Below are 24,962 nucleotides of genomic sequence, written 5' to 3'. Positions count from 1 at the left end.
GGGATTCCGGGGACGATCGTGCCCACCACGCGCCCGGCGGACACCGGACGGTCACCGGTGGCGGCGCTGCGGGGCGCGAGGCATGGTCGGCGTACGACCGTGCCTCCGGGGCGCCCCGGGAAGGTCAGGAACGGCAGCGACAGCGGGCGGCCGGACGACAGGAGCGCACCGGGAGGGGGCCGAGGTGGCAGACCGCCATCGAGTTCACCGCCGGGAGCATGCCCGGAGACTCGCACCCCGCCCGCACCGCTGTCCAGGACGTCCAGGCGGCCGTCCGCATCGCGGACAACCTCCTCCGTCTCCAGGACCACCCCCGCCCCCCCTTGAACAGGAGAACCTTTCGTATCTATGGTGGTCATGTCGAAATACTCCTGTCGAAGTGAGTCTCCAATGCAGAATCTTTCGCCGAAGCTCGCGGTAGCGGGCGACGCCACCGCCGCCGGCCCGGCCGGCCACGCCGCCTGGCTGCGCCTCAAGGACGCTGTCGAGACCCTTCGACCGCTGCAGTCCAAGGACGGCTCGATCGACCTGGCCGCCGTCCAGCGGCACACCGTCGACCCGCTGATCGAGACCGTCCTCGCCTCCGTGGCCGAGCTCGCCCCGCTGTTCCCGCACGACGCCGCGTACCTCACCGCCGTGCGGGCCGACCTCGTCAAGTGGGCCGACACCGGCTACCGCGAGCCCGACTTCCTCGACTCGCTGCTCGCCTTCCAGCCCGCCGAGCAGCGCGTCGACGGCCTCGACCACCTCGTGGTCTTCCCGATGTACACCCAGAACGGCAACCCGAACCGCAACCTCGAGGCCGTCCTGCTGAAGGTCGTCTGGCCGGACTGGCTGGCCGAGCTGGAGCGCGAGCGCTTCGACAACCCGATGTTCGTGCCGATCACCTTCACCGACTTCACGGCCGGCTACGACACCAACTCCGCGGTGCTCTTCCCGGAGACCGTCGCGGTCCGCCAGGCCCCCGAGCGCTTCACCTGGGGCGGCATCTTCTGCGACCGCGAGGCCGCCCGCTTCCGCGCCGTCACCACCAGCGCCGTCGACCTGCTCGGCCTGGAGATCCCCGCCGACGCCGCCGGCCTGCTGGAGGACCAGGACCGCGCCCAGCAGACCTTCGTCCTGTGGGACCTCGTGCACGACCGCACCCACAGCCACGGCGACCTGCCGTTCGACCCCTTCATGATCAAGCAGCGCAGCCCGTTCTGGATGTACGGCCTGGAGGAGCTCCGCTGTGACCTGACCGCCTTCAAGGAGGCCGTCAAGCTGCAGGCCGAGGGCTACGCCCAGGGCCGCGACGTCCAGTACGCGATCCTCTTCGACCGGATGTTCCGCTTCCCGGTCAGCGGCGACCGCGTCCGCAACTACGACGGCATGGGCGGCCAGCTGCTCTTCGCGTACCTGCACAAGCACGACGCGCTGCGCTGGCGCGACAACCGCCTCAGCATCGACTGGGACCGCGTCGCCGACGTCACCAACCAGCTCTGCGCGGAGATCGAGACCCTCTACCGCGACGGCATCGACCGGCCCAAGACCGCGCACTGGATCGCCGCCTACCAGCTGGTCTCCAAGTACCTCACCCCGCACCCGGCCTCCACCTGGGCCAAGGGCCCCGAGGCGCTGCCGCTCGACACCGTCGACGGCAAGGCCCTGAACAAGGCGCTGTGCGACGCCGTCCACCCGGACGAGTTCCCGCTCAGCATGTTCTACGAGGCCCTGTCCAAGAAGCTCAGCGGCGTCATCGCCGCCACCACCGGCATCACCGGCGCCGGCATTGAGGGAGTCGCCGCGTGAACACCCCCCGTCTCGAAGGCAAGGTCATCGCGGTCGCCGGAGCCAGCGGCCCGGCCGGCCAGGCCACCATGCGCCGCCTCGCGGCCGAGGGCGCGACCGTCATCGGCGCCGACATCGACCAGCGGCGGCTGGACACCGCGGTCGACTCGGTCCGTACCGCCGTCGGCGGCGCCAAGATCACCGGTCAGATCATCGACCTGCTCGACCCGCAGGAGGTCCACGACTGGGCCGACCACCTGGAGGCCGAGCACGGCCACGTCGACGGCCTCTTCCACCTGGTCGGCGGCTGGCGCGGCAGCAAGTCCTTCTTCGAGAGCCGCATAGACGACTGGGACTTCCTGCACGACACCGTCGTCCGCACCCTCCAGCACACCTCGCTCGCGTTCCAGCCCGCCCTGCTGCGCAGCGAGTCCGGCCGGTTCGCGATGGTCGGCGCTGCCGCCGCGCACAAGCCCACCGCCGGCGGCGCCGCGTACGCCGCCGCCAAGGCCGCCACCGAGGCCTGGACCCTCTCCATGGCGCACTCCTTCGTGAAGGAGACCACCGCCGACAACGGCGAGCCCACCGCCGCGGCCGCCATTCTTGTGATCAAGGCCCTGGTCAGCCCGGAGATGCGGGCCGAGAAGCCGGACGCCAAGTTCGCAGGCTTCACCGACACCGCCGACCTGGCCGAGACCCTCGCCGGTCTCTGGGACCGCCCCGCAGCAGAACTGAACGGACAGCACCTGTGGCTGACAGCCCGATGACCACCCCCCACACCGACGCCGTCCGGCGGCACGACCCCTCCGTCCGCGGATTCGCCAGCGACAACTACGCCGGCGTGCACCCCGAGATCCTGGCGGCGTTCGCGGTGGCCAACGGCGGCCACCAGATCGCCTACGGCGAGGACCAGTACACCGAGCACCTGCAGCAGGTCTTCCGGAGCCACTTCGGCGAGCGCGCCGAGGCGTACCCCGTCTTCAACGGCACCGGTGCCAACGTCGTCGCCCTCCAGGCCCTGCTGCCGCGCTGGGGCGCGGTCGTCGCCGCCGAGAGCGCCCACATCAACGTGGACGAGTGCGGCGCCCCCGAGAAGATCGCGGGCATCAAGGTACTGACCGTCCCGACCCCGGACGGCAAGCTCACCCCCGAGCTGATCGACCTCCAGGCCTGGGGCTGGGGCGACGAGCACCGCGCACAGCCGCTCGCCGTCTCGATCGCCCAGTCCACCGAGCTCGGCACGGTCTACACGCCCGACGAGATCAAGGCGATCTGCGACCACGCCCACGAGCGCGGCATGCTGGTCCACCTCGACGGCTCGCGCCTGGCGAACGCCGCCGCGGCCCAGGGTCTCCCGCTACGCGCGTTCACCACGGACGCCGGTGTCGACGTGCTCTCGTACGGCGGCACCAAGAACGGCCTGCTGTTCGGCGAGGCCGTGGTCGTGCTCAACCCCGACCGGGTCCGGGACCTGAAGTTCCTGCGCAAGATGTCGATGCAGCTCGCGTCGAAGATGCGCTTCGTCTCGGTCCAGTTCGAGGCGCTGCTGGCCGGCGACCTGTGGCTGCGCAACGCCGGCCACGCGAACGCGATGGCCCAGCGGCTGGTGACGGCCGTAAGCGAGATCGACGGCGTCACCGTGGTGCGGCCGGTGGAGTCCAACGCGGTCTTCGCGATCCTCCCCCGTGAGGTCAGCGAGCGACTGCAGAAGCGTTACCGCTTCTACTTCTGGGACGAGCAGACCGGTGAGGTCCGCTGGATGACCGCCTTCGACACCACCGAGGCCGACATCGACGCCTTCGTGGCGGCACTGATCGAGGAGCTGGGCCGGGCCTGACCCGCCTGCCCGAGCCCGGTTTGACGCGGGGCAGCCCGGAGCGTAATGTTCTCCGGGTTGCCCCGCGGCCGTTCGGAATCAGAGATGAATTCGATTCGGAGCCCGGGAAAACGGCCCGAGAAACTCTGCTAGAGTTCGGGAGCGCCGAAAGGCCGAAGCGAAATCCGATGAATGAAACTCCGGAAAACGGAGCGGAAAGCATCTGATAAGCTTGAAACACGAAAGAACGAAGCGCCCGGAGGGCCCGCTGGAAGGCGGTCCGAAGGAAGTGTCCGTTCCTTGAGAACTCAACAGCGTGCCAAAAGTCAACGCCAGATATGTTGACATCCCCGGCCGGTCCTTTCGGATCGGTTGGAGATTCCTTTAGTAACAAAACACTAGCGAGGACGCAGTGCGCGGGGCCGCCCTATTCCGGTGGTTGCCGTGCCGCTCAACGCGAGTGGTTACCGGATGACCGGTAGACATTCACGGAGAGTTTGATCCTGGCTCAGGACGAACGCTGGCGGCGTGCTTAACACATGCAAGTCGAACGGTGAAGCCCTTCGGGGTGGATCAGTGGCGAACGGGTGAGTAACACGTGGGAAATCTGCCCTGCACTCTGGGACAAGCCTTGGAAACGAGGTCTAATACCGGATATGACCTGTCCTCGCATGGGGGTGGGTGTAAAGCTCCGGCGGTGCAGGATGATCCCGCGGCCTATCAGCTTGTTGGTGGGGTAATGGCCTACCAAGGCGACGACGGGTAGCCGGCCTGAGAGGGCGACCGGCCACACTGGGACTGAGACACGGCCCAGACTCCTACGGGAGGCAGCAGTGGGGAATATTGCACAATGGGCGAAAGCCTGATGCAGCGACGCCGCGTGAGGGATGACGGCCTTCGGGTTGTAAACCTCTTTCAGCAGGGAAGAAGCGCAAGTGACGGTACCTGCAGAAGAAGCACCGGCTAACTACGTGCCAGCAGCCGCGGTAATACGTAGGGTGCGAGCGTTGTCCGGAATTATTGGGCGTAAAGAGCTCGTAGGCGGCCTGTCGCGTCGGATGTGAAAGCCCGGGGCTTAACCCCGGGTCTGCATTCGATACGGGCAGGCTAGAGTGTGGTAGGGGAGATCGGAATTCCTGGTGTAGCGGTGAAATGCGCAGATATCAGGAGGAACACCGGTGGCGAAGGCGGATCTCTGGGCCATTACTGACGCTGAGGAGCGAAAGCGTGGGGAGCGAACAGGATTAGATACCCTGGTAGTCCACGCCGTAAACGTTGGGAACTAGGTGTTGGCGACATTCCACGTCGTCGGTGCCGCAGCTAACGCATTAAGTTCCCCGCCTGGGGAGTACGGCCGCAAGGCTAAAACTCAAAGGAATTGACGGGGGCCCGCACAAGCAGCGGAGCATGTGGCTTAATTCGACGCAACGCGAAGAACCTTACCAAGGCTTGACATATACCGGAAAGCTGCAGAGATGTAGCCCCCTTGTGGTCGGTATACAGGTGGTGCATGGTTGTCGTCAGCTCGTGTCGTGAGATGTTGGGTTAAGTCCCGCAACGAGCGCAACCCTTGTTCTGTGTTGCCAGCATGCCTTTCGGGGTGATGGGGACTCACAGGAGACTGCCGGGGTCAACTCGGAGGAAGGTGGGGACGACGTCAAATCATCATGCCCCTTATGTCTTGGGCTGCACACGTGCTACAATGGTCGGTACAAAGGGCTGCGATGCCGCGAGGCGGAGCGAATCCCAAAAAGCCGGCCTCAGTTCGGATTGGGGTCTGCAACTCGACCCCATGAAGTTGGAGTTGCTAGTAATCGCAGATCAGCATGCTGCGGTGAATACGTTCCCGGGCCTTGTACACACCGCCCGTCACGTCACGAAAGTCGGTAACACCCGAAGCCGGTGGCCTAACCCGTAAGGGGAGGAGCCGTCGAAGGTGGGACCAGCGATTGGGACGAAGTCGTAACAAGGTAGCCGTACCGGAAGGTGCGGCTGGATCACCTCCTTTCTAAGGAGCACATAGCAGCTTCGGACGAATGTTCCGGAGTGCTCGCTCATGGGTGGAACGTTGACTATTCGGCACACACGGTTGAAGCCGTCAGTACTGTCCTTCGGGGCGTGGAACGCGAGTGGATGGCGGGTGTGTCGGGCACGTTGTTGGGTCCTGAGGGAACGGCCGGTTGGTCGTTGCTTCAGTGAGCCGGTCCTACTTGATGTCTGCCTGTTGGTGGGTTGATGGTGGGTGTCTGGTCGTTGTTTGAGAACTGCACAGTGGACGCGAGCATCTGTGGCCAAGTTTTTAAGGGCGCACGGTGGATGCCTTGGCACTAGGAACCGATGAAGGACGTGGGAGGCCACGATAGTCCCCGGGGAGCCGTCAACCAGGCTTTGATCCGGGGGTTTCCGAATGGGGAAACCCGGCAGTCGTCATGGGCTGTCACCCATACCTGAACACATAGGGTATGTGGAGGGAACGCGGGGAAGTGAAACATCTCAGTACCCGCAGGAAGAGAAAACAACCGTGATTCCGGGAGTAGTGGCGAGCGAAACCGGATGAGGCTAAACCGGAGTGTTGTGAGACCCGGCAGGGGTTGCCACTTCGGGGTCGTGGGAAAGTTCTTCAGTCGTCTGCCGGCGGCTGGGTGAGTCAGAAACCGTATGGGTAGTCGAAGGACATGCGAAAGGTCCGGCGTAGAGGGTAAGACCCCCGTAGACGAAACTTGTACGGCTCACTTGAGCTTCTCCCAAGTAGCACGGAGCCAGAAATTCCGTGTGAATCTGGCGGGACCACCCGCTAAGCCTAAATATTCCCTAGTGACCGATAGCGGATAGTACCGTGAGGGAATGGTGAAAAGTACCGCGGGAGCGGAGTGAAATAGTACCTGAAACCGTGTGCCTACAAGCCGTGGGAGCGTCGGATGTGCAGCTTGCTGTGTGTCTCGTGACTGCGTGCCTTTTGAAGAATGAGCCTGCGAGTTTGCGGTGTGTAGCGAGGTTAACCCGTGTGGGGTAGCCGTAGCGAAAGCGAGTCCGAATAGGGCGGTTGAGTTGCATGCCCAAGACCCGAAGCGGAGTGATCTAGCCATGGGCAGGTTGAAGCGCGGGTAAGACCGTGTGGAGGACCGAACCCACCAGGGTTGAAAACCTGGGGGATGACCTGTGGTTAGGGGTGAAAGGCCAATCAAACTCCGTGATAGCTGGTTCTCCCCGAAATGCATTTAGGTGCAGCGTCGTGTGTTTCTTGCCGGAGGTAGAGCACTGGATAGGCGATGGGCCTCACCGGGTTACTGACCTTAGCCAAACTCCGAATGCCGGTAAGTGAGAGCACGGCAGTGAGACTGTGGGGGATAAGCTCCATGGTCGAGAGGGAAACAGCCCAGAACACCGACTAAGGTCCCTAAGCGTGTGCTAAGTGGGAAAGGATGTGGAGTCGCAGAGACAACCAGGAGGTTGGCTTAGAAGCAGCCACCCTTGAAAGAGTGCGTAATAGCTCACTGGTCAAGTGATTCCGCGCCGACAATGTAGCGGGGCTCAAGTACACCACCGAAGTCGTGTCATTCACATATATAGGCCCAACGGCTGTGTGGATGGGTAGGGGAGCGTCGTGTGCCGGGTGAAGCAGCGGAGGAATCCAGTTGTGGACGGTACACGAGTGAGAATGCAGGCATGAGTAGCGATACAAGAGTGAGAAACTCTTGCGCCGATTGACCAAGGGTTCCTGGGTCAAGCTGATCTGCCCAGGGTAAGTCGGGACCTAAGGCGAGGCCGACAGGCGTAGTCGATGGACAACGGGTTGATATTCCCGTACCCGCTTTGAAGCGCCAACGTCGAACCTCTTGATGCTAAGCCCGTGAAGCCGGCCCGGAGTCTTCGGACAAAGGGACGTGGTGGAGCCGGTGACCCAACAGGGTAGTAGGTGAGCGATGGGGTGACGCAGGAAGGTAGTCCAGCCCGGGCGGTGGTTGTCCCGGGGTAAGGGTGTAGGCCGAGTGATAGGCAAATCCGTCACTCATTGAGGCTGAGACCTGATGCCGAGCCGATTGTGGTGAAGTGGATGATCCTATGCTGTCGAGAAAAGCCTCTAGCGAGTTTCATGGCGGCCCGTACCCCAAACCGACTCAGGTGGTCAGGTAGAGAATACCGAGGCGTTCGGGTGAACTATGGTTAAGGAACTCGGCAAAATGCCCCCGTAACTTCGGGAGAAGGGGGGCCATTCCTGGTGACGAGTCTTGCACTCCGAGCTGGGGGTGGCCGCAGAGACCAGCGAGAAGCGACTGTTTACTAAAAACACAGGTCCGTGCGAAGCCGTAAGGCGATGTATACGGACTGACGCCTGCCCGGTGCTGGAACGTTAAGGGGACCGGTTAGTCACATTTCGGTGTGGCGAAGCTGAGAACTTAAGCGCCAGTAAACGGCGGTGGTAACTATAACCATCCTAAGGTAGCGAAATTCCTTGTCGGGTAAGTTCCGACCTGCACGAATGGCGTAACGACTTCTCGACTGTCTCAACCATAGGCCCGGTGAAATTGCATTACGAGTAAAGATGCTCGTTTCGCGCAGCAGGACGGAAAGACCCCGGGACCTTTACTATAGCTTGATATTGGTGTTCGGTTCGGCTTGTGTAGGATAGGTGGGAGACTTTGAAACCCAAACGCCAGTTTGGGTGGAGTCGTCGTTGAAATACCACTCTGGTCGTGCTGGATGTCTAACCTGGGTCCGTGATCCGGATCAGGGACAGTGTCTGGTGGGTAGTTTAACTGGGGCGGTTGCCTCCTAAAGAGTAACGGAGGCGCCCAAAGGTTCCCTCAGCCTGGTTGGCAATCAGGTGTTGAGTGTAAGTGCACAAGGGAGCTTGACTGTGAGACTGACGGGTCGAGCAGGGACGAAAGTCGGGACTAGTGATCCGGCGGTGGCTTGTGGAAGCGCCGTCGCTCAACGGATAAAAGGTACCCCGGGGATAACAGGCTGATCTTCCCCAAGAGTCCATATCGACGGGATGGTTTGGCACCTCGATGTCGGCTCGTCGCATCCTGGGGCTGGAGTAGGTCCCAAGGGTTGGGCTGTTCGCCCATTAAAGCGGTACGCGAGCTGGGTTTAGAACGTCGTGAGACAGTTCGGTCCCTATCCGCTGTGCGCGTAGGAGTGTTGAGAAGGGCTGTCCCTAGTACGAGAGGACCGGGACGGACGAACCTCTGGTGTGCCAGTTGTCCTGCCAAGGGCATGGCTGGTTGGCTACGTTCGGGAGGGATAACCGCTGAAAGCATCTAAGCGGGAAGCCTGCTTCGAGATGAGCACTCCCACCTCCTTGAGAGGGTAAGGCTCCCAGTAGACGACTGGGTTGATAGGCCGGATATGGAAGCCCTGTGAGGGGTGGAGTTGACCGGTACTAATAGGCCGAGGGCTTGTCCTCAGTTGCTCGCGTCCACTGTGTTGTTCTGAAACAACGACCCCAGCCAGGTTTGGTCACATGGCTGGTGCGGTTGACAGTTTCATAGTGTTTCGGTGGTCATAGCGTGAGGGAAACGCCCGGTTACATTCCGAACCCGGAAGCTAAGCCTCAAAGCGCCGATGGTACTGCAGGGGGGACCCTGTGGGAGAGTAGGACGCCGCCGAACAATCTTTCAGAGAAGCCCCTCCCGGGTCACCCGGGAGGGGCTTCTCGCGTTTCCGGACCGGATCACCGGATCAGCTGTGGTGAGGCATCAGCAGCCGGAGGCCCACCTGTGCGACGAGATCTGGTTGTCGTAGCCCAGGTAGTCGACGGAGTCGCCGTCCATCAGGCAGACGACGAAGTTGCCGCCGTAGGCCATGGCTGTGTAGAACTTCACCGCCGGCATGCTGTCGGCATAACCGTTGTTCCAGGCCGAGGACGTACGGTCGTTGAAGTCGCCGCAGCCCGGGAAGTAGCGGTAGTCGTAGACGTTGTTGCCGGTCGCACAGTAGGCGCCGTTCTGCTCGGCGCGGTCGTACACGTAGACGTTGCCGTTCGGGGTGACGGCGTGCGCCGAGGCCGGGGTGCTTCCGGCGCCGACCAGCGCCGCCGCGGCGAGCGTGAGTGCGAAGGCGGCCTTCTTGATCTGCATGGTGCTCCTCAGGGACGTGTGTCGCGTCGGGCGCGGCACATCGGTGCCGTGGCGGTCTCGCCGCGGCAGGCAATGGGGGAAGGGTGGCTACGAGGTGGGCTCGGTGAGGCTGTCCACCCGGGAGAGGGCCTCCAGCTGGAGCCGGAGCCGGCTGTCGAGCTCGGCCCGGTAGCGCTCTCGGACCTGGTTTCCGTAGAAGCCGTCGAGCTCCCTGGCGGTGGCCGCCAGCCCGGTCCTCGTGGCGCATTCGGCCTCGGCGGTGGCGAGTTCGACCTCAAGGGCGTCGGCCTGGGACGGGGCGAGGCCCGCGGTGAGCTCGGGCAGTGCGTTCTGGATGGCCCCGGGGGTCGGATAGGGGTGGCCGGCGTCGGCCATGCACGCTGCCCACTGGGCCGCCGCGGCGGTGAACCGGGAGTCCTGCTCGACCTGCGAGCCGTACAGGGGCGCGAGGTTGGCGACCACCGTACGGGCCTCGAACCAGCGGGGCAGGTCCCGGTAGAGGAGTCGCTGGGCCTCGGCCGTGCAGCTGCTGTCGCTGGAGGTGAGCCGGGCACCGCCCGGGAGGGTGACGGACAGGCCGGTGGGCCGCTCTCCGTGGAGCGCTGCCCGCGCGGCCTGCTGCCGTTCCGGAGGCAGGCTCTTGAAGTACTGCTGTACGGGGCTCGCGTCCGCGGCCTCGGCCAGTCTCCGCCGGTCCCGGGTGCCGTAGCCGTGTTCGCGGGCCCAGGCGACGTCGTCGACGACGTAGCGGAACTCGCGGACGGCCGGTTCGGCGGCGGGCGGGGCGTCGTAACGGAAGCCGTGCTGCTGCATGCAGCGGGAGACCAGGAGTGCTTCGGTCCGTGCGAGCAGGGCCTGCTCCCCGGCCGTGATCTCACGTATCGGCTCGCGGGCGGGGCCCGACGGGCCGCCGCAGCCGCCGCTCAGGAGGGCGGCCGTGGCGGCCGTCAGCGCGACGGACACCAGGCTGGACCTTGCTCCGCGGACAGCTGGTCGGCGGTTCATCGGCTCTCCTCCGGAGGGGTTCTCGGTGCGTCCGGGAACATCCTCACAGCGGGGCCGGGCGGTCAGCCAAGCCTTTCGGCGGTACCCGAAAGGCCCAGCTCACCAGGGGTGTTGCTCAGTCGTCGAGGCCCTGGAGGAAGTGGATGAGGGCCTCGTTGACCTCCTTGGGACGTTCCTGCTGGGTCCAGTGGCCGGTGCCGGGGAGCCAGACCGTCTCCTGCAACCGGGGGACGTGGTGGTGGAGTTCGGCGAGGGCAGCCCTGGTGCGGGGGTTGGCGACCACCAGGTCGTGCTCGCCGGCGATGAGCAGGGCGGGTGGCTCCATCCGGGCGGTGTGCCAGGCGGCGGTGAGCTCCCAGTTGCGGTCCAGATTGCGGTACCAGTTCAGCGGGCGGGCGAAGCCGTGGGTGGCGAACTCGGCGGTGTAGAAGGCGATGTCGGCTTCGGTGAGCCAGTCCGGGAGCTCCGTCGGGTCGTCGAAGACGTCCAGGAACCCGCCGTCCCGGGGCACCAGCGGCAGCCCGGAGTCATGGAGTCGCGCGCGGCCGCCGAAGAGGCGGCGGAAGGTGGTCGGCAGGTCCCGGCCCAGCTCGGACTCGGCCGGGCCGGACTGCTGGAAGTAGACCATGTAGTGTGGGTCGCCCGGCAGTTGACGCAGTGTCGCGAGGGGTCGGTGGTCGCCGCGGGGGAGCGGCGGTACGGAGAGGCCGACCACGCCCCGGACCAGGTCGGGCCGCAGCAGTGCGGTGTGCCAGGCGACCGGGGCGCCCCAGTCGTGGCCGACCACCACCACGCGGTCGGCGCCGAGGGCGGGGAGCAGGCCGAGCGCGTCACCGGCCAGGTGCAGGATGCTGTACTGCTCGACCGCGTCGGGGCCGCCGGTGGCGCCGTAGCCGCGCTGGTCGGGGGCGACGGCGTGGTAGCCGGCTTCGGCGAGGGCGGTCAGCTGGTGCCGCCAGGAGTACCAGCTCTCGGGGAAGCCGTGCAGCAGCAGGACGAGGGGGCCGGTGCCGGCCTCCGCGATGCGCATGTCGAGGCCGCCGGTCGATCGGACGATGCGGTGCGAGATCTCGGGCATGGTGGTCTCCCCTGCTCGGAATGGGCCGCGGAGCGGCTGGCACCGTGTCAGGTCTACCTCAACCGGCCCGGTGGCGGAAGTCCGGGTGCCGCAGGGGAGCGGGTCGTCAGACCCCGGTGGAGCCCGCCCGGCGGGCTCCACCGGCGGACGGTCAGCGCTCGGCGCGGCGGGCGGCCTTCTCGGCGGCCTCCGCCTCGTCCTCGGCCTCGGCGACCTCCAGGGTCGGCGCGGTGCCGCCCAGGTGGGCCGGGATCCACCAGCTGTCCTCGGGTCCGGCGGGCTTGCCCGGGTAGTCGCGCTGGGCGCGGTCGAGCATCTCGGTCATCGCGGCGCGCAGCCGGCGGGTGACCATCACCGGCTTGTCCTCGGGGGTGAGCCGGATCGGCTCGCCGATCATGATGGTGACCGGGACGTGGCGCTTGGTGAGGGTCTTGGGGCGGCCCTTGGTCCAGAGCTGCTGGGTGCCCCAGAGGATCACCGGCAGCAGCGGTGCGCCGGAGTCGGCGGCCATCCGGGCGGCGCCGGTCTTGAACTTCTTCAGGGTGAAGGAGCGGCTGATGGTGGCCTCGGGGAAGACACCGACCACCTCGCCGTCCTTGAGCGCCTTGACCGCGGCCTCGTAGGCGGGCTGGCCGTCGGTGCGGTCCACCGGGATGTGCTTCATGCCGCGCATCAGCGGGCCGGAGACGGCGTGCTTGAAGACGTCGTCCTTGGCCATGAATCGGGTCTTGCGCTTGCCGCCCTTGAAGGCGCCGAGCCCGGCGAAGAGGAAGTCCAGGTAGCTGATGTGGTTGCTCACCAGCACGGCGCCGCCGGTGGCGGGGATGTTCTCCGCGCCGACGATGCTGATCCGTACGTCCAGCGCACGGAAGCAGGTGAGTGCGGCACGGATCACCGGCGGGTACACGAACTCTGCCACGTCAGCCCTACTTCCCACGGGCTGGTGCCCGGTCAGGTGGTACCCGGGGCGCAGGTCGGGGCCGTCCGAGACGCGGCACGCGGCAGCGGCCACGGGTGTGTTTACTCCGAGATGATCCCTCGAAGGGGTGCCTGCTGTCACCTGAGGGCGTCCGGAGCGCGGGATCCGCCTCCCGCCGGCCCGCTCAGCCGGTGGTGGCCCGGCCGGTGCCGAGCCGGGCGCGGCCGCGGCGCAGCACCAGGTACAGCTCGCAGCCGAGGCAGTAGCCGAAGGCGGCGTTCAGGAAGGCCGCGGCCAGGGCGAAGGCGGTCGCGGTCAGCCCGAGCCAGGGTGCTCCGCCGAGGTAGCCGGCGGTGCCGATCAGGCCGAAGGCGAGGCCGACGCCCTGGGCGAAGCGCGGCGGCCGGGCGTCCTCCAGTTCGCGGGGCGGGCCGAGCCGCGGCCGCAGCAGGGTGCGGTAGAGCAGGCCGTACGGCGAGTACTGCAGGCCGGCCAGCGCGCCCAGGGCGAAGACGGCGGTCTGGACGGCGAGCAGCGGGCCGCTGCCGGTGATCAGGACGGCGGCGAGCAGGAGGCTGGTGAGCGCGGCGGCGAATCGCGGCCCGCGCGGGTCGATCTGCATGGGTGGCTCCGGGTCGGCACGGCTGGTGGGCTGACGGCGGTGGGCGGTCAGCGACAGCGCGATGCGGTGGCCCGGCACAGGTCGACCACGCGGCGGGTGGTCAGCCGGAGCGGCCGGGCGGGGAGGGAGTCCACGCGGCGATGGTACGCGGCCGGGCCCTCGCCGGTCGATGCCGGGGCGCGGTGCCGCACACTGGACGGGTGACCGGGTTGGTGGTGTGCGGTGTCGTGCTCGCGGTGGCGAGCGCCTTCGGGCTGTGGCGCGCCGTGCGGGACGGAAGGCTGCGGGTGCGGGCGAAGGACGGTGCGGTGCGGGTGTCGGCGGCAGAGCTGGGCGCCGGGCTGGGGGAGCGGGCGACGCTGGTCCAGTTCTCGACGGCGTTCTGCCAGCCCTGCCGGGCGACCCGCCGGGTGCTGGCCGAGGTGGCCGGGATGGTGGACGGTGTCGCGCACGTCGAGGTGGACGCCGAGGAGCGGCTGGACCTGGTGCGGCGCCTGGAGATCCTGCGCACACCGACCGTGCTGGTGCTGGACTCCGGTGGGCGGGTGGTCCGGCGCGCGGCCGGACAGCCGCGCCGGGCGGACGTGATCGCGGCCCTGGGCGAGGCGGTCTGAGGGCGGTCTGAAGGCCCTTCCCGGGCCCGCGGGCGGGGGGTGCTCCGGAGCCACCGTCAGCCGTCGGCCTGTCAAGACCTTCAATCTCACAGCCGATCTGCCGCCCAGTCAGGTGGTATGCGGCGCGCACTGGGGCAGGATGGGGCGAAGACGGCAGTGCAGCCGTTCCGCACCCCTGCTCGCCTGGGCCGCTGTCCGGGCCCGGGTGGGGTGCGGAGCGGTCGGCCGGGGCCCGGGCAGCGCTAAGCTACTGGCCAGTAGTGACGGCTAAGCTACTGGCGAGTATGCTGCCAGGAAGTTCCGGCCGGGCTCAGGAAGACGCAGCCCGCGTGGGCCCGGAAGCCTGACTTCCGCCCCTTGCACAGCCGCAGCCGCCGGACGAGACCAGTACAGGAGACAGGCCGTGAGCTTGAGGATCGTTGTCTGTGTGAAGTACGTGCCCGACGCGACCGGTGACCGTCGCTTCGCGGACGACACCACCACCGACCGGGAGGGCGTCGACGGCCTCCTTTCGGAGCTGGACGAGTACGGCGTGGAGCAGGCGCTCCGGATCGCCGAGGCCTCCGGCGACGCCGAGGTCACCGTCCTGACCGTGGGCCCGGACGACGCCAAGGACGCCCTGCGCAAGGCCCTCTCCATGGGTGCCGACAAGGCCGTCCACGTCAACGACGACGACATCCACGGCAGCGACGTGATCGGTACCTCCGCGATCATCGCCAAGGCCCTGGACAAGGTCGGCTTCGACCTGGTCGTCTGCGGCATGGCCTCCACCGACGGCACCATGGGTGTCCTCCCGGCCCTGCTGGCCGAGCGCCTGGGCCTGCCGCAGGTCACCCTGCTCTCCGAGGTGTCGGTCGAGGGCGGCGTGGTCAAGGGCCGCCGTGACGGCGACGCCGCCACCGAGCAGGTCGAGGCCGAGCTGCCCGCCGTCGTGTCGGTCACCGACCAGTCCGGCGAGGCCCGCTACCCGTCCTTCAAGGGCATCATGGCCGCCAAGAAGAAGCCGGTCGAGTCGCTGGACCTGGACGACCTGGGCATCGAGGCGGACGAGGTCGGCCTGGCCGGCTCCTGGACCGCCGTCGAGGCCGTCGCGGCCCGCCCGGCCCGTACCGCCGGCACCGTCGTCAAGGACGAGGGCGAGGGCGGCAAGCAGCTCGCGACCTTCCTCGCCGAGCAGAAGTTCATCTGACCCGTTGGACGTGGTGGCTGCCGTACGCCGATGCGCGCGGCAGCCAGGAGATACAGGAGACATTGAGCAATGGGTGAGATTCTCGTTCTCGTCGACCACGCCGACGGTGTGGTCCGCAAGCCGGCCCTCGAACTGCTGACCCTGGCCCGCCGCATCGGCGAGCCGTCGGCCGTGGTCCTGGGCGCCGGCTCGGCCGCCGCCGAGATCGCCGCCAAGGCCGGCGAGTACGGCGCCGCCAAGGTGTACGTCGCCGACGGCGCCGAGTTCGCCGACCTGCTGGTGGTGCCGAAGGTCGACGCGCTGGCCCAGATCGCCAAGGCCGCCGACGCCGCCGCCGTGCTGGTCACCTCCTCGGGCGAGGGCAAGGAGATCGCGGCCCGGGTCGCGCTCCGCCTGGGCTCGGGCATCATCACCGACGCCGTCGACCTGGAGGCCGGCGACGGCGGTCCGGTCGCCACCCAGTCGGTGTTCGCGGCCTCGTTCCAGGTCAAGTCCAAGGTCTCGAAGGGCGCGCCGGTCATCACCGTCAAGCCCAACTCCACCAGCCCCGAGGCCGCCGCGGCCGCCGGCGCCGTGGAGAACGTGACCGTCGAGTTCACCGGCAAGGCCGCCAAGGTCACCGCGCGCACCCCGCGCGTGTCCTCGGGCCGCCCGGAGCTGACCGAGGCCGCGATCGTGGTCTCCGGCGGCCGCGGCGTCGGCGCCAAGGAGGGCTTCGGCGTGGTCGAGGAGCTCGCGGACGCGCTCGGCGCGGCCGTCGGCGCCTCGCGTGCCGCGGTGGACGCCGGCTGGTACCCGCACAGCAACCAGGTCGGCCAGACCGGCAAGCAGGTCTCGCCGCAGCTGTACGTCGCGGCGGGCATCTCCGGCGCGATCCAGCACCGGGCCGGCATGCAGACCTCGAAGACCATCGTGGCCGTCAACAAGGACCCCGAGGCGCCGATCTTCGAGCTGGTCGACTACGGCGTGGTCGGTGACCTGTTCACCGTCCTCCCGCAGCTGACCGGCGAGGTCAAGGCCCGCAAGGGCTGAGCTCCGCCCGTACCGCCGAAGGGCGCGGCACCCCACCCGGGGGCCGCGCCCTTCGGCGTTCCGCGGCCGGGCCGGGCCGGGCCGGGCGGGCTGTCGGTGGCGGGTGCCAGGATGCCCGCGAACCGCAAACGAGGAGCGCAGCACATGGGTACCTGGGACATCGGCCCCTTCGACAACGACACCGCCGCGGACTTCTGCGGCGGCCTGGACCGCGCCGACGCGGGCGAGCGGGCCGGGCTGGTCCGTGCGGCGCTCGACGGAGCACTCGCCTGCCCGGGGTACCTCGACAGCGACGAGGGAGCGCCCGCCGTGGCCGCCGCCGCCCTGGTGGCGGCGCAGGGCCCGGGCGGCGAGCCGCACCGCTCCGCCTACGGCCCCGGGGAGCCGCTGCCCGCCCTTCCGGCGGAGTTCGGGCCGCTCGCGGTCCGGGCCCTGGACCGGGTGGTCGCGGACGGGTCCGAGCTCGCCGGGCTGTGGGACGACGCCGGGCACGGCGAGCTCTGGCGGCGGGACATCGCCCGGCTGCGGGCCGTGCTGGAGCTGCTGTGACCAGGGAGGCGGCCGTGGCGCTGGTCGAGCGGATCAAGGCCGGCGGGGTCACCGACCGGCAGGTGGCCGCCTGGTCGCATGCCCTCAGACGCGGGCTGGGGCACCCGAGAGTCCTCGACCTGATCTTCCTGCACGAGCCCGAGCTGACGGCCGAGCAGGTCGTCGACGAGGCGCTCGCGTACCGGCCGATCGCGCTGTGACGCCGCCACCGCCCGCCGGGCCGCCGGTAGGCTCCCGGGCATGGGACTGCTGACGGCACTTGAGGGTGGCTTCGGAGACGCGGCGGACGCGCTGGTGATCGACGGCCGGGCGCTGTCGCGCGAGCACCTGCTCGGCGCGGCGGGGGCGGTGGCGGAGCGGGTGGCCGGCGCACCGGCGCTGGCCGTGCTGGCACGGGCGACCGCCGAGACGGTGGTGGCGGTGGTCGGCGGCCTGCTGGCCGGGGTGCCGGTGGTGCCGCTGCCGCCGGACTCCGGGCCCAGGGAGCGCGACCACATCCTGCGCGACTCGGGCGCGACCCTGCTCGCCGTACCCGCGGGGGAGGGGGCCGAGGACGTCGAGGCGCTCCCGGTCGACCTGACGGCGCGTTCGAGCGGCGCGTTCGCGGAGCCCGCGCCGGAGCGCACGGCCTTCGTCCTGTACACCTCCGGCACCACCGGCGCGCCCAAGGGGGCGCTGATCCCGCGCTCGGCGGTGGCCGCCGACCTCGACGCCCTCGCGGCCGCCTGGCAGTGGACGGCCGACGACACCCTGGTGCACGGCCTGCCGCTGTTCCACGTGCACGGCCTGGTGCTCGGGGTCCTAGGCGCGCTGCGTACCGGAAGCCGGCTGGTGCACACCGGCCGCCCCACACCGGCGGCGTACGCCGGGGCGCGCGGCAGCCTGTACTTCGGCGTGCCGACGGTGTGGTCGCGGGTGGCGGCGGACGAGCCGGTGGCCCGCGCGCTGGCCGGCGCGCGGCTGCTGGTCTCGGGCAGCGCCCCGCTGCCGGTGCCGGTCTTCGAACGGCTCGCCGCGCTCACCGGGCAGGCCCCGATCGAGCGGTACGGAATGACCGAGTCGCTGATCACCGTCTCCACCCGGGCCGCGGGTGAACGCCGCCCCGGCAGCGTCGGCCTGCCGGTCGACGGGGTGCGCACCCGGCTGGTCGGCGAGGACGGCGCACCGCTCCCGCACGACGGCGAGTCGGTCGGTGAACTGCAGGTCGCCGGGCCGACCCTGTTCGACGGCTACCTCGGTCGGCCGGACGCCGACGCCGAGTCGTGGACGGCCGACGGCTGGTTCAGGACCGGGGACGTCGCCGTGATCGGCCCCGACGGCTTCCACCGGATCGTCGGCCGCGCCTCGGTGGACCTGATCAAGAGCGGCGGATACCGGATCGGTGCGGGCGAGGTCGAGGCGGCCCTGCGGGACCACCCGGCCGTCGCCGACGCCGCCGTGGTCGGGGCCCCCGACAGCGACCTGGGCCAGGCCGTCGTCGCGTACGTGATCGCCGACGGCGCGGTGACGGGGGACCAGCTGACGGCCTTCGTGGCCGAGCGGCTGTCCGTCCACAAGCGGCCCCGGCGGGTCGTGCTGGTGGACGAGCTGCCGCGGAACGCGATGGGGAAGGTGCTGAAGAAGCAGCTGCTGGAGGCCGGGCCGGCGGCCCGCTAGCGGCCGGCGTGGAGAACGGCCGTCGGACCGGCGGAGCGGGCGGCGGAAACGACCGGCGCGAAGGCGTACGCATGGGGACCGGGCAGGCGCGGGTACCACCTGAGGTGGTGCGGGCGCCGGTGCGGGCGCCCGCCGCCCGGCGCGTCCGCGCCGGGGTGGGCCGACGACAGGGGGAACTGTGATCGTCTGGGTCAATGGCCCGTTCGGGGCGGGCAAGACCAGCGCCTGCCGCGAGCTGGTGGAGCTGCTGCCCGGGAGCCTGCTCTTCGACCCCGAGCTGGTCGGCGACGGGCTGCGCGCCCTGCTGCCGGCGGACCGGTTCGTCCCGGTCTCCGACTACCAGGACCTGCCGTCCTGGCGGCGGCTGGTGCCCGAGGTCGCGGCCGCCCTGCTCGCCGAGGTGCCCGGACCGCTGGTGGTGCCGATGACGCTGCTCCGGGAGGACTACCGGGACGAGATCTTCGGCGCCCTGGCCACCCGCGGGCTGGCCGTGCACCACATCGTGCTGGACCCAGCGGAAACGATCCTGCTCGACCGGATCGGGGCCCGCGACGACTACCCCGACCACCCGGAGCGCAGCGCCCGGGTCCGTGAGTGGTCGCTGGAACACCTGCCGCAGTACCGCCACGCCAGACGCTGGCTCAGCCGCGACGCCCAGCTGCTCGACACCGGCGGCCTGTCCCCGCGCCGCACCGCCGAGCGCCTCGCCGAGCTGGTCGAGGGCGGCCAGGCACGCTGCCCCATCGTGCGCAGCGACGACGCGACCGGGGACACCGTGGCCGCCGCCGTCCTGTTCTTCGACGAGCGGGACCGCGTCCTGCTGGTCGACCCGGTCTACAAGCCGTCGTGGGAGTTCCCCGGCGGCGTGGTGGAGCGCGGCGAGGCGCCCAGCGACGCGGCCCTGCGGGAGACCGCGGAGGAGCTCGGCCTGCACCTGGAGAGCGCCGCGCTGCGGCTGCTCGCCGTCGACTGGGAACCCTGCACCGGCCCCCGCCGGGGCGGCCTGCGGCTGATGTTCGACGGCGGCCGGCTGGACGCCGAGGCTGCGGCCCGGATCCGCCTTCCCCGCGACGAGCTGCGCTGCTGGCGGTTCGTCACCCCGGACGAGGCCGGGCGGTTGCTGCCGCCCAACCGCCACCGGCGGCTGCTCGGGGCGCTGGAGGCGCGCGCACACGGCACCCTGCGCTACCTGGAGGCCGGACTGCCCGCCGCGGTCGGCGCGGGCGCCGGCTGACGGGCCCGGGCGCCGTCCGGCAGGCTCTGTCGGATCGGCGCCCGGCCGGGCGCGCCCGGCAGGACCGGCCGGACAGCGCCTAGAAGTCCGGGGTCGCCCGCAGCGCGGCCAGGGCGGGCGGCACCTCCTGCGACGGGGCGAAGGACCAGCCGGGAAAGCCGCCCCAGGCGATCGAGGTGCGCAGGTACTCGACCAGGGTGATCCCGGGCCGGCCGCCGACGCCGTCGACCACCGGGTCGGCGCAGCCGTCCGGCAGGGCGAGGTCGAAGCTGGCGCCGCTGACGTTCGCCGTGTGCAGCTCGTCCGGAGAGCCCTGGTAGAAGCCGTCCACCGCGAGGTCGGGGTACTCGTCGGCGTCCTCCCGGTACTCCGCCCACTCCTCGCCCAGTGACTGCACCGACGGCAGCCAGAGCGGGTCGGGGTAGACCGCGACGGTGCGGCGGCGGGGGGCTCCGCCATGGTCGGGGTGCGACCGGTGGCCGAGGTCGAGGGCGGTGCAGTCGCCCACGAACGAGACGCCGCCCAGGACCCGCAGGCCCGCCTCGTACGCGGCCGGCAGCCGGCCGATCTCGTCGGCGAGCCGGTCGAGCTCGGCCAGGTCCTCGGCGGAGGGCCGCTCGCGGACCTGCCAGGCCGGGGCGAACCCGAGCCCGGCGAGCTGCTCCTCGATCCGGATGATGTGCCGGTCGGCCCGGAGCATGGTCCGTTCGGCGACGGCCACGACGTCCTCGCGCAGGGCCTCCGGCACCGGGCCGAGCGCGCGCAGCTCCGTCCAGACGGCCTCGTGCTCGCCGCCGGCGTACCGCTGGAAGTAGGAGGTCATGGCCCGCAGCGTAGCGATCGGCACCGACAGCGGGTGCGGCGGGCGGCCGGGCGGGGAGGATGGAGGCATGCCGTTCACGATGAGCCACCCGGCGGCGGTGCTGCCGCTGCTGCGCGGCGCCCGGGCGCGCGGGCCGCTGGTGGCCGCGGCGCTGGTCGCCGGGTCGATGGCGCCCGACCTGCCGTTCTTCGCGGACTCGCTGCTGCCGGGGGTGTACCGGTACGGCGGCCTGACGCACCGTTGGTGGGCGGTGGCGACGGTGGACGTCGCGCTGGCGTCCGGTCTGGTGGCGGGCTGGCACGGACTGTGGCGGGACGGGACGGCGGTGCTGCTGCCCGCCGCCGTGGCCGGGCCGCGGCGGGTACCCGCCCGGCCGGGGTGGGTGGCCCTGTCCGCGGCGCTGGGCGCGGCGAGCCACGTCGGCTGGGACTCCTTCACCCATCCGGGCCGGGCCGGTGTCCGGGCGTTGCCGGCACTCACCCGGACGGTCGGCGGTGTGCCGCTGTACACCGTCCTGCAGTACGGCACCTCGCTGGTCGGACTGGCCCTGGTGGCCCGGCACGCGACCCGGGCGGCCGCCGGGGCGGCGCGGCCGGTGCCGCGGCCCGGGCCCGGCCGGCCGGCGGCGGCCGCCGCGCTGGCGGTGGCCGCGGCGGCAGGGGCCGGGCGCCGGCTCGCGCGGCGCCGCGGCGGGGTGGTGGACGAGGCCTGTTTCGGCGCGGGCGCGGGAGCGGCCGTCGCGCTGGCGGCGGTCGGCGCGGTGGCGCGGGCGGGGCGTCGGCGGTGCCCGGACCCGCGGTGGCGGGCGGGGCGGGCCGGGACGGCGTCGGGGCCGTCGGGCGCTGCGCGGCAAGGGTGGTGACGGGCCGTGTGCCGGGGCGCGCGCCGGGGTGTCCGCGCACACCGAGTCGGGCCGGTGCCGGGGATCCGCTTGCGGGAGGCGTCTAACATTGGCCGATGTGACTGATACCGGTAGCTCGCTTGGGCAGGACCCGATGGAATCGACCGACACCGAGGCCGCCGGGCCCGACCCGTTGGACGGCGTGTGGGACGTGGTGGTGGTCGGCGCCGGCCCGGCCGGGTCCTCCGCCGCGTACGCCGCGGCCGTGCAGGGCCGCCGGGTGCTGCTGCTCGACAAGGCCGAGCACCCTCGCTACAAGACCTGCGGCGGCGGCATCATCGGCTTCTCCCGGGACAGCCTGCCGCCGGACTTCAAACTGCCGCTGCAGGACCGCATCCACGCCGTCACCTTCGCGCTGAACGGGAGGTTCTCCCGCACCCGGCGCTCCAAGCGGATGCTGTTCGGCCTGGTCAACCGGGACGAGTTCGACCTGCGCCTGGTGCAGGCCGCCGAGCAGGCCGGGGCCGTGGTGGTCACCGGCGTCACGGTGACCGGGGTCGAGCCGCAGGACGGCGAGGACGGCCGGACGGTCTTCGTGACCACCGCCGACGGTCGCCGGGCCGAGGCCCGCGCGGTGGTCGGGGCGGACGGCTCGGCGAGCCGGATCGGCCGGCACGTCGGGGTGGGCTTCGACCAGATCGACCTCGGTCTGGAGGCGGAGATCCCGGTCCCCGAGTCGGTCTCCCGCGCCTGGGCGGGCAGGATCCACCTGGACTGGGGCCCGCTGCCGGGCTCGTACGGCTGGGTGTTCCCCAAGACGGACTCCGGCACGCTGACGGTCGGTGTGATCTCGGCCCGCGGCGACGGGGAGCGGACCAAGGAGTACCTGGCGGAGTACATCCGCCGGCTCGGCCTGTCCGGCTTCACCCCGAGCGTCGAGTCCGGCCACCTGACCCGCTGCCGGGCGGAGGACTCGCCGCTGTCCCGCGGCCGGGTGCTGGTGGCCGGCGACGCGGCCGGGCTGCTGGAGCCGTGGACCAGGGAGGGCATCTCGTACGCGCTGCGCTCGGGCCGGCTGGCCGGCGAGTGGGCGGTCAAGGTCGCCGAGGCGGACGGCGGGGCGGACGTGCGCCGGCAGGCGCTCAACTACGCCTTCGCGGTCAAGGCCGGGCTGGGTGTGGAGATGCGGGCCGGCAAGGTGATGCTGGCCGCGTTCGAGCGCCGGCCGCAGGTCTTCCACGCGGCGGTCTGCCTGATCGAGCCGGCCTGGCGGGCCTTCGCCCGGGCGACCCAGGGGCACACCACCTTCGCTGAGGTGATGCGCGACCACCGGGCCGCGCGCAAGCTGGCCTCGATCGCCGGCCGCTGACGCCCGCGGCCGGCGTACGGACCGGGCCCCGGGGTGCTGCACCCCGGGGCCCGGTGCGCTACTTCAGCCCGTCGTCGAGCGCGGTGATCAGGGTGCCGGACGGCGTGTCGCCGGACATCTCCCAGATCATCGCGCCGAGCAGGTTCTTCGACTTCAGGTAGGCGGTCTTCTGGGCGATCGCCCACGGGTCGTCGAAGCTCCACCACTGCCCGCCCGGCCCGGTGTAGGCGTAGGTGGCGACCGACTGGGTGTCGTGGTGCACGGTCAGGCCCGGCACGCCGGTGACGAGGTTCTGGTAACCGCGGGTGCCGGCCTCCTCCGCGAACTGGCCGGGCGCCGCGCCCGCCGCCGCCTGCCACTCGCCGCTCGCACCGCCCTCGGTGACGCTCTGCCAGCCGCGGCCGTAGAACGGGAACCCGATGGTCAGTTTGCGCGGGTTGACCCCGGCGGCGAGGTACGTCCGCACCGCGCCGTCGATGCTGAAGTGGAAGCCGTACGGGTCCTGGGTGTCGGGGTAGAGGTTGGCCTGGTGGCCGGTGCGGTTCGGCTCCCAGGAGTTGTCGCTGCCGGCGCCGTGGAAGTCGTAGCCCTGGATGTTGGCCACGTCCAGGTACCGGAAGATCGTCGAGAGGTCCCAGCCCTGGCCGATCTTGACCGGGTCGGCCGGGGTGAACGCGGTGAGCAGCCGGTGCGGGCCGCCGAGGGCGTCCAACTGCCGGCGGAACTCGGCGAGCAGCAGGGTCAGGTTGGCCCTGTCGTTCGGCGAGTAGTGGTTGCCGGCGTGCCCGTCGGGGGAACCGGGCCACTCCCAGTCCAGGTCGATGCCGTCGAAGACGCCCGCCGCGACACCGTCGCCGCCGGCGCCGTTGTAGAGCGGCAGATTGCCCTTGATCCAGGTGTCCACGCAGGACTTGACGAACTTCTGCCGGGAGGACTCGGTGGCGGCCGCGTCGGAGAAGTACTTGGAGTACGTCCAGCCGCCGAGCGAGACCACCACCTTCAGGTCGGGGTACTTGGCCTTGAGCTTCTTCAGCTGGTTGAAGTTGCCGCGCAGCTTGCCCCAGCCGTCGTCGGCCACGCCGTCGACCGACTGGGCGGCGCTGAACGGCCGGGCGTAGTCGGCGTCCGCGTCGCCCGCTCCGGTGCCCTGGTCCGGGTCCTGCGGGTTGGCGGTGGTGCCCTTGGTGACACCGGCCAAACAGGTCAGGTTGACCGGGTCGATGTTCTCGAAGGCGTAGTTGACCACGTTCAGCCTGGCCGCGCTGCCGGAGGTGTCCAGGTTCCTGACGAAGTACTGGCGGCCGTAGACGCCCCACTGGGCGAAGTACCCGACCCGGCTGTACTTGCCGGGCCCGGCCAGGTCGCCGGTGGTGACGGCGAGCGCGTTGGAGGCGGGGGAGGTGTTGTCGGCGGCGTCCCGGGCCCGGACGGTGAAGGTGTAGGAGGTGGCGGGGGAGAGGCCGCCGGCGGTCGTGGTGGTGCCGGTGACGGTCTGCACCAACGCGCCGTCCTGGTAGAGGTCGTAGGCGGCGACCCGCTGGTTGTCGGTGGCGGCGTTCCAGGCCAGCGCCACGCTGCTGCTGGTGACGCCGGTGGCGCGCAGCTGGCCCGGTGCGGTCGGCGGGGTCGGATCGGTGGCCGGGTCGACCGTGCGCGCGGTGACGGCGGGGCCGGCCGGGCCGGTGGTGCCCCGGGTGTCCCGGGCCCGGACGGTGAGGCTGTAGGTGGTGGCGGGGGCGAGCCCGGTGACGGTGGCCGAGGTGGCCGGGCCGGAGGCCAGCACGGTGGTGCCGGACAGGACCTCGTACCCGGCGACCGGGAAGTCGCCGGGCGCGGCGGCCGGCCAGCCCAGCGTGACGGTGTGCGCGGTGGTGTCGGTGACCTGCGGGGTGCCGGGCGGGCCGGGCGGGACGTCCGCGCTGCCGTCGCACTTGTCGCCGTTGATCCGGCAGTTGGTCGGCGCGGCGATCGGGCCGGTGGCCACGAACCAGAAGCTGTACGGCTCGGTGGTGGCGTGCGGCTGGACGGTGGCGTTGTAGTACGCGTTGACGGCGCTGACGTGGCGGCCGCTGACGGTGGCCGTGCCGTTGTAGCTGCTGCTGACGGTGACCCCGGCGGGCAGGTCGAACTCCAGCGTCCAGCCGGTGACGGCGGCGGCGTTGTCGTTGTGCACCACGAGGGTGCCCTTCCACCAGGAGCCGTTGTCGGCCGTGGTGAAGGACGCGGTGAGCCGGCCCGCCGCGTGCGCGGGGCCGGCGGCGAGCAGGGCGAGCGGCAGGACGAGTGAGGCCAGCAGGGCCAGGAGTCTGCCCCTGGCGAGGTGCCTCGACCGAACGAGCATCGGTGCTCCCTGTGTGGTGTG

19 protein-coding genes and 3 rRNA genes are annotated in these 24,962 nt (G+C 70.1%); 15 read left to right on the top strand and 7 right to left on the bottom strand.

The features are described from left to right. Positions 1-390 precede the first annotated feature (390 nt). The 6 genes from OG871_RS08890 to rrf all read left to right on the top strand — a co-directional run bounded on the left by OG871_RS08890 (position 391) and on the right by rrf (position 9,201). Entirely contained in the window at positions 391-1,791 is a 1,401-nt protein-coding gene (locus OG871_RS08890; protein ID WP_371495698.1) for a DUF6421 family protein, read from the top strand. Continuing rightward, the gene (locus OG871_RS08885) at positions 1,788-2,537 is read left to right on the top strand and encodes an SDR family NAD(P)-dependent oxidoreductase (RefSeq protein ID WP_371495696.1); all 750 of its coding nucleotides are present in this window, start codon (positions 1,788-1,790) and stop codon (positions 2,535-2,537) included. Before OG871_RS08890 ends, OG871_RS08885 begins: the two co-directional genes overlap by 4 nt. Then, positions 2,534-3,607, top strand: coding sequence for a low specificity L-threonine aldolase (locus OG871_RS08880; protein WP_371495694.1), 1,074 nt, complete (start codon positions 2,534-2,536; stop codon positions 3,605-3,607). The genes OG871_RS08885 and OG871_RS08880 overlap by 4 nt, the downstream gene beginning before the upstream one ends. Positions 3,608-4,071: 464 nt before the next feature. Next, positions 4,072-5,594: ribosomal RNA gene (locus tag OG871_RS08875) — 16S ribosomal RNA — on the top strand. Positions 5,595-5,875: 281 nt separating this feature from the next. Next, positions 5,876-8,996 (top strand): 23S ribosomal RNA (locus OG871_RS08870). Positions 8,997-9,084: 88 nt separating this feature from the next. Then, positions 9,085-9,201 (top strand): 5S ribosomal RNA (gene rrf, locus OG871_RS08865). The 16S, 23S and 5S rRNA genes sit together here, the layout of an rRNA operon. Positions 9,202-9,288: 87 nt before the next feature. Here the strand turns inward: rrf and OG871_RS08860 are convergent. The 5 genes from OG871_RS08860 to OG871_RS08840 form a co-directional block, all read right to left on the bottom strand. Beyond that, positions 9,289-9,669, bottom strand: coding sequence for a hypothetical protein (locus OG871_RS08860; protein WP_371495693.1), 381 nt, complete (start codon positions 9,667-9,669; stop codon positions 9,289-9,291). An 87-nt stretch (positions 9,670-9,756) separates the two neighbouring features. Beyond that, positions 9,757-10,674 (bottom strand): hypothetical protein, encoded by a 918-nt coding sequence (locus OG871_RS08855; protein WP_371495691.1) that lies wholly within the window; start codon positions 10,672-10,674, stop codon positions 9,757-9,759. Between the two features lie 115 nt (positions 10,675-10,789). Then, entirely contained in the window at positions 10,790-11,752 is a 963-nt protein-coding gene (locus OG871_RS08850) for an alpha/beta fold hydrolase (protein WP_371495690.1), read from the bottom strand. A gap of 151 nt (positions 11,753-11,903) precedes the next feature. Beyond that, positions 11,904-12,671 carry a lysophospholipid acyltransferase family protein gene (locus OG871_RS08845; protein WP_371495688.1) on the bottom strand — a complete coding sequence of 256 codons (768 nt, stop codon included), beginning with the start codon at positions 12,669-12,671 and terminating at the stop codon, positions 11,904-11,906. Positions 12,672-12,855: 184 nt separating this feature from the next. Further along, the gene (locus OG871_RS08840) at positions 12,856-13,293 is read right to left on the bottom strand and encodes a DUF4395 domain-containing protein (RefSeq protein ID WP_371495687.1); all 438 of its coding nucleotides are present in this window, start codon (positions 13,291-13,293) and stop codon (positions 12,856-12,858) included. 200 nt (positions 13,294-13,493) lie between these two features. Between OG871_RS08840 and OG871_RS08835 the strand changes: the two genes are divergently transcribed. The 7 genes from OG871_RS08835 (at position 13,494) to OG871_RS08805 (ending at position 19,567) form a co-directional block, all read left to right on the top strand. Then, the gene (locus OG871_RS08835; protein WP_371495685.1) at positions 13,494-13,907 is read left to right on the top strand and encodes a thioredoxin family protein; all 414 of its coding nucleotides are present in this window, start codon (positions 13,494-13,496) and stop codon (positions 13,905-13,907) included. A 403-nt stretch (positions 13,908-14,310) separates the two neighbouring features. After that, positions 14,311-15,096 (top strand): electron transfer flavoprotein subunit beta, encoded by a 786-nt coding sequence (locus tag OG871_RS08830; RefSeq protein WP_371495684.1) that lies wholly within the window; start codon positions 14,311-14,313, stop codon positions 15,094-15,096. Positions 15,097-15,165: 69 nt separating this feature from the next. Further along, a complete protein-coding gene (locus OG871_RS08825; RefSeq protein ID WP_371495683.1) occupies positions 15,166-16,128 on the top strand; it encodes an electron transfer flavoprotein subunit alpha/FixB family protein in 963 nt (320 codons plus the stop codon). Positions 16,129-16,272: 144 nt separating this feature from the next. Beyond that, entirely contained in the window at positions 16,273-16,677 is a 405-nt protein-coding gene (locus tag OG871_RS08820; protein ID WP_371495681.1) for a DUF4259 domain-containing protein, read from the top strand. Continuing rightward, entirely contained in the window at positions 16,674-16,877 is a 204-nt protein-coding gene (locus OG871_RS08815) for a hypothetical protein (RefSeq protein WP_371495680.1), read from the top strand. The genes OG871_RS08820 and OG871_RS08815 overlap by 4 nt, the downstream gene beginning before the upstream one ends. 40 nt (positions 16,878-16,917) lie before the next feature. Beyond that, positions 16,918-18,333 (top strand): acyl-CoA synthetase, encoded by a 1,416-nt coding sequence (locus tag OG871_RS08810; protein ID WP_371495678.1) that lies wholly within the window; start codon positions 16,918-16,920, stop codon positions 18,331-18,333. A gap of 178 nt (positions 18,334-18,511) precedes the next feature. Beyond that, positions 18,512-19,567, top strand: a complete 1,056-nt coding sequence (locus OG871_RS08805; RefSeq protein WP_371495676.1) for an NUDIX domain-containing protein — start codon at positions 18,512-18,514, stop codon at positions 19,565-19,567. Positions 19,568-19,646: 79 nt separating this feature from the next. On the opposite strand, the gene OG871_RS08800 is transcribed toward OG871_RS08805, so the two are convergent. Further along, on the bottom strand, positions 19,647-20,390 hold the full coding sequence (locus OG871_RS08800) for a hypothetical protein (RefSeq protein ID WP_371495674.1): 744 nt from the start codon (positions 20,388-20,390) through the stop codon (positions 19,647-19,649). A 67-nt stretch (positions 20,391-20,457) separates the two neighbouring features. On the opposite strand from OG871_RS08800, the gene OG871_RS08795 reads away from it, so the two are divergent. Together OG871_RS08795 and OG871_RS08790 are read left to right on the top strand one after the other, a co-directional pair. Beyond that, positions 20,458-21,252, top strand: a complete 795-nt coding sequence (locus OG871_RS08795; RefSeq protein ID WP_371495672.1) for a DUF4184 family protein — start codon at positions 20,458-20,460, stop codon at positions 21,250-21,252. 133 nt (positions 21,253-21,385) lie between these two features. After that, positions 21,386-22,600, top strand: coding sequence for a geranylgeranyl reductase family protein (locus tag OG871_RS08790; protein ID WP_371495670.1), 1,215 nt, complete (start codon positions 21,386-21,388; stop codon positions 22,598-22,600). A gap of 58 nt (positions 22,601-22,658) precedes the next feature. Here the strand turns inward: OG871_RS08790 and OG871_RS08785 are convergent, their stop codons facing one another. After that, positions 22,659-24,941, bottom strand: a complete 2,283-nt coding sequence (locus OG871_RS08785; protein WP_371495668.1) for a glycosyl hydrolase family 18 protein — start codon at positions 24,939-24,941, stop codon at positions 22,659-22,661. Positions 24,942-24,962: the final 21 nt, after the last annotated feature.

This window comes from Kitasatospora sp. NBC_00374, assembly GCF_041434935.1.
Classification (GTDB): Bacteria; Actinomycetota; Actinomycetes; order Streptomycetales; family Streptomycetaceae; genus Kitasatospora.
Note: the sequence above shows the minus strand (reverse complement) of the source record. Positions and strands in the feature narration are given on the sequence as shown.